The sequence below is a fragment of the Streptococcus halichoeri genome, assembly GCF_019774635.1.
In the GTDB taxonomy this organism is placed as follows: Bacteria; Bacillota; Bacilli; order Lactobacillales; family Streptococcaceae; genus Streptococcus; species Streptococcus halichoeri.
The window spans coordinates 779159-791314 of sequence record NZ_CP081502.1 but is presented as its reverse complement, the minus strand read 5'-3'; the positions used below and the strand labels follow the sequence as shown (position 1 = coordinate 791314).

General features: G+C 45.2%; 9 protein-coding genes. All 9 read right to left on the bottom strand.

Annotated features, from left to right (window positions below; all coding sequences use genetic code 11):
- Positions 1 to 34: 34 nt before the first annotated feature.
- Complete coding sequence (gene rseP, locus K5J94_RS03850; protein WP_159547727.1) at positions 35 to 1294, bottom strand: RIP metalloprotease RseP; 1260 nt, start codon at positions 1292 to 1294, stop codon at positions 35 to 37.
- 76 nt (positions 1295 to 1370) lie between these two features.
- On the bottom strand, positions 1371 to 2165 hold the full coding sequence (locus K5J94_RS03845) for a phosphatidate cytidylyltransferase (protein WP_159547726.1): 795 nt from the start codon (positions 2163 to 2165) through the stop codon (positions 1371 to 1373).
- Between the two features lie 13 nt (positions 2166 to 2178).
- Complete coding sequence (locus K5J94_RS03840; protein WP_159547725.1) at positions 2179 to 2928, bottom strand: isoprenyl transferase; 750 nt, start codon at positions 2926 to 2928, stop codon at positions 2179 to 2181.
- A gap of 165 nt (positions 2929 to 3093) precedes the next feature.
- The gene (yajC, locus tag K5J94_RS03835) at positions 3094 to 3489 is read right to left on the bottom strand and encodes a preprotein translocase subunit YajC (RefSeq protein WP_221913573.1); all 396 of its coding nucleotides are present in this window, start codon (positions 3487 to 3489) and stop codon (positions 3094 to 3096) included.
- Positions 3490 to 4630: 1141 nt separating this feature from the next.
- Positions 4631 to 5632 (bottom strand): UDP-glucose 4-epimerase GalE, encoded by a 1002-nt coding sequence (gene galE, locus K5J94_RS03830; protein ID WP_159547723.1) that lies wholly within the window; start codon positions 5630 to 5632, stop codon positions 4631 to 4633.
- 1035 nt (positions 5633 to 6667) lie between these two features.
- Complete coding sequence (locus K5J94_RS03825) at positions 6668 to 8275, bottom strand: glycoside hydrolase family 13 protein (protein WP_221913571.1); 1608 nt, start codon at positions 8273 to 8275, stop codon at positions 6668 to 6670.
- Positions 8276 to 8362: 87 nt separating this feature from the next.
- Positions 8363 to 9496, bottom strand: coding sequence for an ABC transporter ATP-binding protein (locus tag K5J94_RS03820; RefSeq protein ID WP_159547721.1), 1134 nt, complete (start codon positions 9494 to 9496; stop codon positions 8363 to 8365).
- A 146-nt stretch (positions 9497 to 9642) separates the two neighbouring features.
- The gene (locus K5J94_RS03815; RefSeq protein ID WP_221913569.1) at positions 9643 to 10491 is read right to left on the bottom strand and encodes a helix-turn-helix domain-containing protein; all 849 of its coding nucleotides are present in this window, start codon (positions 10489 to 10491) and stop codon (positions 9643 to 9645) included.
- A 166-nt stretch (positions 10492 to 10657) separates the two neighbouring features.
- Positions 10658 to 11932: an LPXTG cell wall anchor domain-containing protein gene (locus K5J94_RS03810; RefSeq protein ID WP_221913567.1), complete on the bottom strand. Its 1275-nt coding sequence runs from the start codon at positions 11930 to 11932 to the stop codon at positions 10658 to 10660.
- Between the last annotated feature and the right edge of the window lie 224 nt (positions 11933 to 12156).

The window sequence follows — 12156 nt, the reverse complement described above, 5'->3', positions numbered from 1 at the left end:
AAGAAGGAACCGCCTTCCTTTCGTTCGTGTTCTTTTAAAAGAAAGCTCGCATAATATCATTCCATGTTACTGCAACCATCAAGACCAACATGATGGCTACTCCAGCGAGCGTAATATAGGTTTCGGTTTCTTGTTTCAAAGGTTTTCGTCGGATGGCTTCGATAATATTCATCAAAATTTTACCGCCATCTAGAGCCGGGATGGGAATGAGGTTGAAAATCCCTAGGTTAATAGAGAGCAGAGCCATCAAGGATAGGACTGATTCGATGCCGTTTTTCGCTGCTTGATTGGACATCTGATATATGGCCACAGGGCCACCTAGCTTGTTCAAGCTAAAGCCGGTGACGAGATTTTTCAAGGCTCGTATAATCACCAAGGCCCCATCCACCGACATCTGCACCCCACCCCAAAGCTTATCTTTAAGGCTTGTCCGTAAGGGGACCAAAACACCTAGAGCATAGTGGCCAGAAACCTTCTGCGGCTTAACCAAGACTTCTTTTTGCTTGCCAGCATGGTCAATCCGGACGGGGAGGCTTTCATTTGCTGATAGGCCTTTAGTGGCCTTATCGACAGCGCTGGTCAAATCATGCCAATTGGAGATCTGGTACTTACCAACGCTCAAAATACGGTCATTGCTTTGAATACCAGCTTGAGCAGCCGCTCCCTTATCAACCACCCGTACTTGATTGGTCTTATAGTCTAAGGCGCCGCCTTGCACAAAAGCCAAGATGGTAAAAACAATAACCCCTAAGATAAAGTTATTCATGGGCCCAGCAAAATTAGTCATCATCCGGCCAGGCAAGCTGGCATTTTGGTACTGGACATCTTTAGGGGCGATGCGAACTTCTGTGCCGTCTTCTTCGACAATTGTTGCAAAATGAGCTACCGCATAAGTCTGTTCTTGGTCTAAGACCAAGCCTTTAATCATCAGCTGATCTTCTAAATCATAAGCAGTGACATTCATCGGCAAGCTCGTAGGGTCCAGTTTGGTTTTAGAGAGGTTGATCCGTTTGACCAAACCTTGGGCATTTAGCGTGAGGGTGACAGGGGTACCGATCTTGATTTCGGTTTTATCTTCCCCCCAGCCAGCCATTCGCACATAGCCTCCCAGGGGCAAGCTACGAATGGTGTAGAGGGTGCCTTCTTTGTCTCGGTGAGAAAAGAGTTTTGGCCCCATCCCTATTGCAAATTCGCGCACCAAAATGCCCGATTTTTTGGCAAAATAGAGGTGGCCAAATTCATGAACCACAACAAGGATGCCAAAGATGATAATAAAGGTTAATAAGCCTAGCATCTTTTTCCTTTCCTTCTTTTTCTTTTTTTATGTTAATGTTCTAACGGTAAGCATTGCTTGCTTTAACACGTAAGGCTTAAAATAAGCCAATGAGATGCATAAGGGGAAAAACAAAAATAATGGAATCAAATCGATCGAGAATACCTCCGTGACCAGGGATAAGTTTTCCAGAATCTTTGACTGCAAAATGGCGTTTGATGGCACTCTCCACTAGGTCGCCAAATTGGGCGAAGAGAGAAAATAGCATCACAAACAAAAGCATGGTTAGGAGAGCATGGGGGGCATAAACGCTATGGTCAATCAACATAAAGACCAAAGCAACCACCACTGCGCTAGCGATTCCTCCAAGACTGCCTTCAATGGTTTTATTGGGCGAGACTTGGGGTAATAACTTGCGTTTCCCGATTTTGCGTCCTACGAAATAGGCGCCCATGTCGGTTGCCCAGACGATAAAGAGGGCAAATAAAACCTTATCCACACCGACCAAACGCGCGTTAACTAGGTTTTGAAAACCAATCCCGACATACAAGCTAGCTGCAATGGGAAAGGCGGCATCTTCAAAGGAATAGCGTTCGCTATTAAAGACCGTGCCTGCTAAGATGAGAAAAACAATGAAACCATAGCAAGCAAAGTTTGCATCAATCGGCAAAAAGCTCAAGTAATTGGTCATAGGAACCGTCAAGACAAATGCCGCAAGCATCGCTAAAATCCCTTCAAAGGAAAAAACCTCGAGGCGCTTCATGCGCAACATTTCAGAGACACCCAGCATGGCTAGTAGACCAGCAAAGAGTTGAAAGGGGAGGTTACCAATAACCAACAAGGGGATAAAAATAGCTGCCGCAATAGCTCCCCAGATAATACGTACTTTCATGTTCTATCTCCTTTTAGATTGCACCAAATCGGCGGTGCCTACGGTTGTATTCTTCCACTGCCTTGATAAATTCAGCCCGGCGAAAATCCGGCCACAAAACAGGTGTGAAATACAGTTCACTGTAAGCTGATTGCCAAGGCAAAAAGTTGCTCAGGCGCAACTCGCCGCTTGTCCGAATGATGAAATCGGGATCGCGGTAGAGATAGGGGAGATGATCTGTCATGAGGTAGTTAGCGATGAGATCTTCTGTGACATCATCAGGATTCAACTTAGCATCAAGCACATCCTGGGCAATGAGGCGGACAGCATTGGTGATTTCTGCCCGGCCGCCATAATTCAAGGCAAAGTTGAGAATCAATCCGGTGTTGCGGCGGGTCTGCTCAACAGCCGCATTTAGAGCCTCTAGAGTTTCCTTTGGCAAGCGGCGGGTCTCGCCAATCATCTGAATGCGAACCTTGTTTTTATCTAATTCAGGAACAAATTTGTCAAAAAATTCCACAGGAAGGTTCATAATAAAGTTGACCTCATCTTGCGGACGTGACCAATTTTCTGTTGAGAAAGCATAGACTGTCAAGACCTTGACACCCATTTGCGAAGCGGTAATGGTAACCTCTTGTAAAGCATCCATGCCCACTTTATGACCAAAAACACGTGGTTTCAAGCGTTTCTTGGCCCAGCGGCCATTGCCATCCATGATAATACCAATATGTTTTGGTACTTTGTCTATTGTAACTTTTTTTGTTTTTCCAATTATCCCAAACATGTTTTATCCTTAATTTGCATACTTATCCTTTATTTTACCACATTTCCCCATTTTTGGCTCTTCTTTTATCAATTCCTCTCGGAAAAAAAGAGGGTAAAAGCCTGGATTGTCAGGTTTTTACCCTCTTTGCTCAGCCGATCTGAGTGAGTGGCCACAAACGTGCGCCTATTTTTCACTAATTGCTGTTTCTTCTGGCTGGATGGCCTCTACAGCTGTTTCTTCAGCTACAGGCAGGTTATCATCTGCTACTGGTGTCGTTTGTTGGTCTGCTGGTTCCACTGCTGGGGTGGTTTCACCAACTCCTGTTTTGGTTACAATGCGCTTGATTGCTGCCAATTCAAAAGTCAAGAAAACACCATCAACATCCAAGACCACTTTCTTAGCCTCGGTGTCAACCTCATCAACCAAAGCATAAAGACCACCAATAGTCACCACTTTGTCGCCTTTTTGCACGGAATTCAGCTGGTTTTGGCGCTCAGCTGCTGCTTTTTTTTGCTGCCGTTGCATGATAAAAATCAACCCTAGCATGACAACAAACATCAGTATCGTTGTATATCCCATAATTTCTCCTTATTGCTAAATAATCATCTGGTCTAACTATATCAAAATAATAACAACATAGCAAGGGAAGGTCACGCAACTAGACTCCTCTCTCTTTGACAAGAGAGTACAGCTCACAATCCAGCAAAGCCTTAGGTGACGGCAAAAACGTCACCCTAGACTAGCTTTGAGTGGGCGAGAAATCTCAGAAACATCATATATGCTTGGGGACAAGATATCGGCAAATAAAGCCTTGCATGGGCGGTCAAGTAAGCACCTATCTAAACTCCTATCGCTGACAGCTGTCAACCTGGTTGCTATTTTTCTGATATTTTCAGTAAGAAGGGGTTGCTTTTTCAGAAAAAACACATGCTTCTTTTTTGAAAATCTGTCATTTTGCAGAAAAATCACGACCTGAGTCGGCGCTTATCTGTCGCATTTTCTGAAACAAAATAGGTCCATTTGCACTTTTAGCCTATATGGTGTCAGAAAGGCCCTGTAAGGGCGGCAACATTTTTTGCCTTTCTTAGGTCTTCTGTGGCGTCAGCCGGTCTTAGACGCCCTATTAGGCCTGAATATGACACAAGACACAATAAGGTAGACAAAAGTGGGAAGGCGCAACGGCCAAAAAATGAAACAGACACGAAGTTTTTGCACTACTAGAAATAGGCTTGAGTCAAGCTAACGCAACGACAGGATACCACTACCGCTAGGCAGGCTCTCCACAAATCCTGCAAAACGTTAACAGCACCTGAGGGTCATTGGACACTGATACGAGCAACTCTGGGCAAATTTCTGCAAAGCGCTTGCATCACCAAGGCAATGCGCTACTAACCTAGGCAAATTCACCGAAACTTCCTGCAAAGCGCTTGCATAAATCGTTGCACTCATCCCAACTCGCGCCAGATCAGCAGCTAGCTACTAACTTTTTCATGTTACTGCTCTGGCGAAAAATCAGGCAAGTAAAATGAAACGGCGTTCCAAAGAAATTGTAAAAAATAGTTTACAGCAAAGTTGTCTACCACAATCATCTTGGCTTTCAGCAGCATCTGAAAGCTCTTCTACAACAACTTTGCAGCAAGTCTGATTTTTAAATCTAAACGTCTAGCTTACAATCAAGTGATCACTTGCCAGTGCTTACCTAAAGCAATGCGCGTTTACACTAAAGCTGATCTTCATAGCCATTTGGGTGGCGGGAATGCCAAGCCCAGGCCGTTTCGATAATTTGCTCAATCGTGTCAAACTCTGGCTGCCAGCCTAAAACTTCTCGCGCAGCATCTGAGTTAGCCACTAAAACATCTGGATCCCCCGGTCGCCTCGAACCCAACTCAAAGGGTATCGGTCGCCCAGTGACTTGGCGGGCGGCTTCAACAATCTCCAAATTCGAAAAGCCTGTTGAAGACCCTAGATTAAAAGCGCGTGATGGATTACCCTGCCGTAAATAATCAATCGCCAAACTATGGGCCTGAGCCAGGTCAAAAGGATGGACATAGTCCCGAACGTTCGTGCCATCCAAGGTGTCATAATCATTGCCAAAAATGGTAATCTTAGGCCGCATGCCCTGTGCTACCTGAAGGACAAGAGGGACTAAATGGGACTCTGGCTGATGGTCCTCGCCAATACTCCCATCTGGTTTATCACCAGCCACATTAAAATACCGTAGGGCTACAAATTTGATTCCATAAGCTTTATCACACCATTTCATGATCTTTTCCATCATCAATTTGCTCTCCCCATAAGGATTAATAGGGGCTTGCGGTGTGCTTTCTTTTATTGGCAGCTCTTCAGGAATCCCATAAATAGCCGCAGAGGACGAAAAAATGAGCTTACGAACTGCAAAATCCTCCATCACCTCTAATAGCTTGACTAAGCCTACCGTATTATTTTCAAAATATTTCAATGGCCTGACCATCGATTCAGCCACCTGCGAAAAGGCGGCAAAATGAATCACAGCGTCGATTTCATCATTTTCTTGAAAAACGTGCTTCATGAACGCTTGATCAGCCACATCGCCTTGGTAAAAACGGGCCTCAGGGTGAACAGCTGCGCGATGACCTGTCGCCAAATTGTCTACCACTACTACTCTTTCGTGATCCGACTCAATTAAGCGATCAACCATGTGCGAGCCAATATACCCTGCCCCGCCTAAAACTAGAACTGCCATTTTTTCTCCTATTTTTTTCTCTTTCCACTACTTTCACAAAGCGTATATCGCTTACGCCATGTGGTGTCATCTGCTAGATGCCCACATCTTTTCAAACACCCCCTAAAGACCACCAAGCTTTTGGTGATCAACGCTTAAATTTTTTCGTGTGGTTCCTTCACCCTACTGACAAGTCAGGTGAATCCACATATCAGGTTAACTGTTATTACATTATACTGAACTCAGAGATATTTTTCAACTTTCATAAATTCCGTTTTCGGGCTTTCTGGGAAAATCGCTGAGCCCATAACTTCAACAAAACCGATGCCTATGCCGATTTAGACACCCTTTGAGCAGATCAAACGACCAGGAAAAAAATTTTTAAAAAAGAAATTAACCGGAGGAGTAAAGCAAGAAAAATAACAAACATAAAAAGCCTAACCCGTCTGTCTAGCACAGCTAGCAAAAACGGAAATAGGCTGTAAAGACAGGACTAGCAAGCACTTAGGCCACACCCAGCTCTCGCACCAGATTAGCTGACAGGCGCATTGTAACCAAGTAGGTCAGTGGGGAGTTTGGAGCCGGCTCAAAGCAAAATTAGCACAGATGTGCACAGATGTGCATTCTAAGCTCCATTGAGGTCCCAATCCTAAAAAGGGAATACAAAAAAAGATTACCCTTTTTAAGATAAGCAGCCCTAATTGCAAGACTAACAGAGCTATTAAGCAGGCTTAAGCAAAATAGTAGCTCAGTATAGGACAGGCTTAAACCTTACATTAATAAATAATTAATATAGAACAACTCTTACCTTAATGCATTAAAATAATTAAGCCTATTTTAGATTATCATTTAGATAAGTTTGCTTAATCTAAAAGATTAGGCAGTTGTTAACCGATCTTAACCAAAAAGCAGTCCTCGTCTGAACTGCTTTAAAGTTAACGATAAAAACGGATGATTCCCCAGAAGCAAAACAGCTTTTAAGGGTGTTGAAAAATCACATCAGAGAGTGCCATATCTTATAAATAAGCTGGCTTAATTACTCATGAAGAGATAAGCTTAAGCTAACTTAACACAAAAGGCATCCCACGCAGCGAGCTGCTGCTGCGCAAGCACCTGGTTTTCATCTGTATTAGAAATGATGGTGGCTGCTACCTGTTCCACACAAGGAAAAGCTTGTTCCTGATCAGAGAGATTAGCCACCACGAGGTAGCGGTCTGTCTGATCCTTGCGGATATAGGCAAAGACCTGGTCTGTGGTCTCAAGCAAGGTGAAATCAGCATCCACTAACCACGATTGCTCCTTGCGTAGGGCGACCAATTTCTGATAAGTATAGAAAATACTGTCAGGATCTGCTAGTGCTGCTTGGACATTGATGGTGTCATGGTTGGGATTGACCGGCAGCCAGGCTTGGCCAGTGGTAAAGCCGGCTTGGGCTTTTGCTGTCCATTGCATTGGTGTCCGGGCATTGTCACGCCCAACCTTACGGATGCTATCTAAAATATCCTGTGCATCGGCTCCATTAGCGAGGGCTTCTTTAGCATAGTTGAGTGATTCAATATCATTCACCTGATCAAGGCTCTCAAAGGGATAGTTGGTCATCCCGATCTCTTCACCTTGATAAATATAGGGCGTTCCACGCATGAGATGTAATAAAATCGCTAGCGCTTTGGCTGACTTTTCCCGGTATTGACTGTCATTGCCCCAGATGGACAAGACCCGCGGCAGGTCATGGTTATTCCAAAAGAGCGAGTTCCAGCCTTGGCCCAGAGTCAGCTCTGTCTGCCATTTGGTAAAGATGGCCTTTAGGGCTGGCACATCTAAGTGATCACGGTAGACCCACTTAGGAGCGTCGGGCTGGTGTTGCAAGCCGATATGCTCAAACTGAAAAACCATGGACAGTTCCTCATTGTCTGGTTTGGAATATTGTCTGGCAATAGCTGGGGTGGCTCCCCAAGTTTCACCGACTGTGAGCAGATCATGCTGGCCAAAGGTTGCTTGATGCATCTCTTTGAGGTAGGTGTGGAGTTTAGGACCATTGCCGGTGATTTCTTGATCAGGGAGTTTACCGATCAAGTCAATCACGTCCATCCGAAAACCACCAATCCCCTTATCAATCCAGAAGTTCATCATGTCATAAATCTTGCTGCGCAGCTCAGCATTTTCCCAGTTGAGATCGGGTTGGCGTTTGCTAAAGAGGTGGAGGTAGTATTGGCCTGAGGCCTCATCATACTGCCAGGCCGAACCAGAAAAGGTTGACTGCAAGTGATTAGGCTGATCACGCCAGATATAGTAATCCCGTTTGGGACTAGCTGGGTTTTCTCTTGCTTCGATGAACCAAGCATGCTCATCTGAGGTATGATTGACCACGAGGTCCATGATAATTCTGATGCCGCGGGCCTTGGCCTCAGCTAAAAGACGGTCCATGTCCGCCATGTCACCAAAGATAGACGCGATAGCTTGATAATCCGAAATATCATAGCCATTATCATCCATAGGGCTTTGATAAACAGGGGAGAGCCAAATGGCTGTGATGCCGAGCTTTTCGAGATAGTCCAACTTACTGATAATGCCCTTGAGGTCGCCTATACCATCACCATTGCTATCCATGAAGGAACGAGGATAGATTTGGTAAATTGTAGCTTGATGCCACCAGTGTTTTTTCATAAGTCTCTTTTCTTTCTAATCCTTAGCAACAAAAGCCCCAAAAGATTGTTTTGAGGGCTATTGTTGTATGCTTTGTGGTCTGTGGGGTTAGCGGATCGCTTGTTCGGTATCCAGATCAAAGAAGTGTCCCTTAGCCACGTTAAAGGTCAAGGTAACGGTTTCGCCAGGATGGTGGAAGTCCCGCGCTTCAACACGAGAGGCAAACTCGGTGCTACCAACTTTAACATAGAGCATGGTTTCAGCACCCAGCAATTCTGAAACAAGGACTTCCGCTGTGACGGTCGCACTTGGGTAAGTATCCTGCACGATTGGGTTGCCTGAAATATCTTCAGGTCGAATGCCAAAGATCAGCTTTTTGCCTTTGTAGCCAGCTGCCTCAAGGACTTTTTCTTGGCCGGCTGGAATAGCAAGCTTCAAGCCATCGTCACTGACAATGTAGCCATCTTTGACTTGAACTTCAAAGAAGTTCATGGCCGGGCTACCGATGAACCCAGCGACAAATTTATTAGCCGGAAGGTTGTACAATTCTTGCGGTGAGCCGACTTGCTCAATCTTACCGATAGTTCCGTTGCCTTGCGGGTTCTTGGTGGCTGACATGATGACAATCCGATCAGCTAGAGTCATTGCCTCGGTCTGATCGTGAGTAACGTAGATTGTTGTTGAGCCAATGCGCTGGTGGATTTTGGCAATCTCAGCCCGCATCGAAACACGTAACTTAGCATCCAAGTTGGACAAAGGTTCGTCCATCAAGAAAACCTTGGCATCACGGACAATCGCCCGGCCCATGGCCACACGTTGACGTTGCCCACCAGATAGATCAGCTGGTTTACGGTCCAAAAACTCTGTTAAACCCAGAATGGCCGCGGCTTCTTTGACCCGCTGATCAATATCGGCTTTTTTATATTTGCGGAGCTTAAGGCCAAAAGCCATGTTGTCGTAGACACTCATGTGGGGGTAGAGGGCGTAGTTTTGGAAAACCATGGCAATGTCACGGTCCTTGGGTGATTTATCATTGACGACTTGACCGTCGATTTTTAATTCGCCTTCAGAAATATCTTCTAGACCGGCAATCATACGCAGGGTGGTGGATTTACCACAGCCAGATGGACCAACAAAAACGATAAATTCTTTGTCTTTAATCTCTAGATCAAAATCTTCGACAGCATAATGACTGGTATTAGGGTATTTTTTATAAATGTGATTGAGGCTTAATGCAACCATGTGTCAACTCTCCTATACTAAGCTCACTGATCGGCACTAGCTCTAGGCTGGCTTGTCAGCATAGCTACTTTGAATCTAGTGTAACAAAGATAGCGGTTTCATAAAAGAGACAGGCCGCCCAAACTTTTTGGGCAGCCTGCACAAGCTTAGGAAAGGGTGGGAAGGAGATGAGCAAAGGTCAGGTCATCGAGCAGCTTTAGATTGATGCCAGATTGCTGGTAGAATTTCTCCAGCCTGTATTGCAAGGAGTTACGATGGATGTAGAGCGCTTGCGCCGTCTGCACCAGGTTGCCCTGCTGGCGCCACAAGGTCTCAATCATGGCCGCCCCAAAGGAATCTTCTTGAATGAGGTGGGCAAAATGACTCCGGATATGAGGAAAAGTAAGCCCATGAGTGAGCGACCACAGCATGAGCTGGGCAAATGACAGCACCTGATGGGGCGGCTGCTCCTTGAGATAGGCCGAAAAGAGTTGGCTTTCTTCAGCAAAGTAAGCCGGTAACTGGTCAGCCTTTTCCTTGGGCCAACGATTACCCAGTAAAAAGGTAAAAGACATGTCAAAGTCACTCTCTAGTGTCGGTAGGATGTCCCGGAGCAAGGACAAGGGATCATCACTAGCCAGTCCATCCCATAAAAAGCAGGTCCGGTGTGGGCTGAGATGGAGCACCGCCGCAACCTGACCCAGCAAATGGGCCAAGGCATCCGACTGACTGGGAGTCAAGGGCGCTTGGTGCTCGAGGTGGAGCCACTGGTAGGTCGCTAAGTCCAGGGGCACAGCGCCCTTGCCCTCCATGAGGTAGCGGTACCAAGCCGACGGCTCTGGGGTCAGCTCGGACTGGTCCGTACGGAGCCAGGTCAGGAGGTAATGCTCGCGGGCACTCAGATGCGCCAGCGGAAAGTTGAGGTAATGGTCACCTTGAGGCAGACTAAGCCAGTCAGCATCAGACTTGGGAAAGGCACTGATGACCACCTCAGGGAAAAGTTCTTGAGCCTGCATGAACGTGTCGTCTTCCTATCTTTTTAAATCTTAGTAGCATTATAGCATAAAGCCAATCCAGGCAGCAGCTCCTGCTGCTCTGGCTTTTTTGCAAGTAGAAAAAGAGAGAATCGCTTTGGATTCTCTCTCATTATCGCTCATCACTATCGGGGAGTAGGAATGGCGCTTAGTTTTCTTCTTTACGTTTGCGAGCAAGAACGCCTGCTGAAGCAAGGACAGTCAAGGCTGCAGCTGTGAAGAATGGATTTGTCGCATCACCAGTTGATGGTAACTCAGCAGTTGCTTTAGCAGCTGGTTTTGCTGGTGCTGCAGCAGGAGCTGCTGGACGGTTAACATGTCCGGCTGAACCGTTGTTAGCGTTACCGCTAGCTTTACCATTAGTATTTGGTGCAGCTTGTTTCTTAGCAGCTAATTCTTGTTTCAAGCGTTCGATTTCAGCTTTAAGGTCTTTGTTTTCAAGACCAGCTTTATCAAGCATTGCTTTAAGCTCTTCAAGTTTAGCTTCTGCTTCTGCTTGAGCTTTCTTAGTTGTTTCCAAGTCTTTTTCAAGAACGGCAATCTTAGCTTCTGCGTCTGCTTTGGCTTTTTCAAGCTCAGCTACCTTAGCATTTGCTGCTGCCACTTGTTTTTCAAGCTCAGCAACTTTTGCTTGCTCCTCTGCGAGGGCTTTTTCAACTTCGGATTTTGCTTTTGTCAAGCTGTCGATTTCAGCTTGTTTTTGGGCTAGGTCGTACTTAGCAGACTCGACCAAGCGTTCTAGGCTAGCTACGTTTTCATTAAGTGTAGCAACTTCTGATTGCAACTTAGCGATTTGGCCTTTAGCTTCGGCATTGTCAGCTTTTAATTTCTCAATTTCTGCTAATTTTTGTTGCATTTCAAGCTTAGCAGACTCGATTAAGCGATCGTAGCTTTCAAGGTTGCGATTTAATTCTGCATTGCGCTCTTGGCTTGCTGACAATTGCGCTGATAAGTCATCATTTTTTGTAACAAGCCCCGCAATTTGTTCATTCTTATGGTTTAAGGCATCAAGGTTAGCTTGTGCTTCTTTTTGGCTATCAGCAAGAGCTTTGTTAGTTTCCTCAAGTTTAGCTTCAGTCGTCTTAAGAGTATCTTTTGTGAGTTCCAACTCTTTGTTGGCTGTATCTGAAAGATTAACTAACTCCGCCAGATAATTTTCCATATGCCCTACTTGTTCGCGAAGATCAATATTTTTATTGAATTCATCAAACCACCGCCATGCAGGCACTGCATAACGTCGCTGTATCAATTGATTTCTTACTTCTTCACGAACTTGTTCACGAGCCATTTGGAAGCGTCTCGAATTCGCACTTACAGTTGTAGTATTAGTTGCTCCTAGGACTGTGGTTGCTGCAAGTAATGATGCTGTTCCAACACTAAGTTTTTTGAAAGTGCTGGGAGCAGCCTTTTGATTTCTAGCCATTTTCTCTTTTCTCTCCTTATTTCTTCCTCTTGTCTAGTGATTAAAGAAGGCACAACAAAAGGATGGTCTTCCTTCTAACAATACTATTCTAACAGAAGGATTAGTTATAGTGAGGTTCTTTTTTTTATTAATCATTATTTTATGATTAGATATTTTCGTGGTTGTACCTGATAGAAAAGGAAAGCTCATTGCTAGAGCTTTCCTTTTCTGGCAGTTCTAGCTGC

Bases quoted from the DNA above. Each gene is read 5' to 3' on its own strand.
- K5J94_RS03815 (WP_221913569.1), bottom strand. From the start codon at position 10,491: ATGCAGGCTCAAGAACTTTTCCCTGAGGTGGTCATCAGTGCCTTTCCC.
- K5J94_RS03820 (WP_159547721.1), bottom strand. From the start codon at position 9,496: ATGGTTGCATTAAGCCTCAATCACATTTATAAAAAATACCCTAATACC.
- yajC (WP_221913573.1), bottom strand. From the start codon at position 3,489: ATGGGATATACAACGATACTGATGTTTGTTGTCATGCTAGGGTTGATT.
- K5J94_RS03825 (WP_221913571.1), bottom strand. From the start codon at position 8,275: ATGAAAAAACACTGGTGGCATCAAGCTACAATTTACCAAATCTATCCT.
- K5J94_RS03840 (WP_159547725.1), bottom strand. From the start codon at position 2,928: ATGTTTGGGATAATTGGAAAAACAAAAAAAGTTACAATAGACAAAGTA.
- K5J94_RS03810 (WP_221913567.1), bottom strand. From the start codon at position 11,932: ATGGCTAGAAATCAAAAGGCTGCTCCCAGCACTTTCAAAAAACTTAGT.
- rseP (WP_159547727.1), bottom strand. From the start codon at position 1,294: ATGCTAGGCTTATTAACCTTTATTATCATCTTTGGCATCCTTGTTGTG.
- K5J94_RS03845 (WP_159547726.1), bottom strand. From the start codon at position 2,165: ATGAAAGTACGTATTATCTGGGGAGCTATTGCGGCAGCTATTTTTATC.
- galE (WP_159547723.1), bottom strand. From the start codon at position 5,632: ATGGCAGTTCTAGTTTTAGGCGGGGCAGGGTATATTGGCTCGCACATG.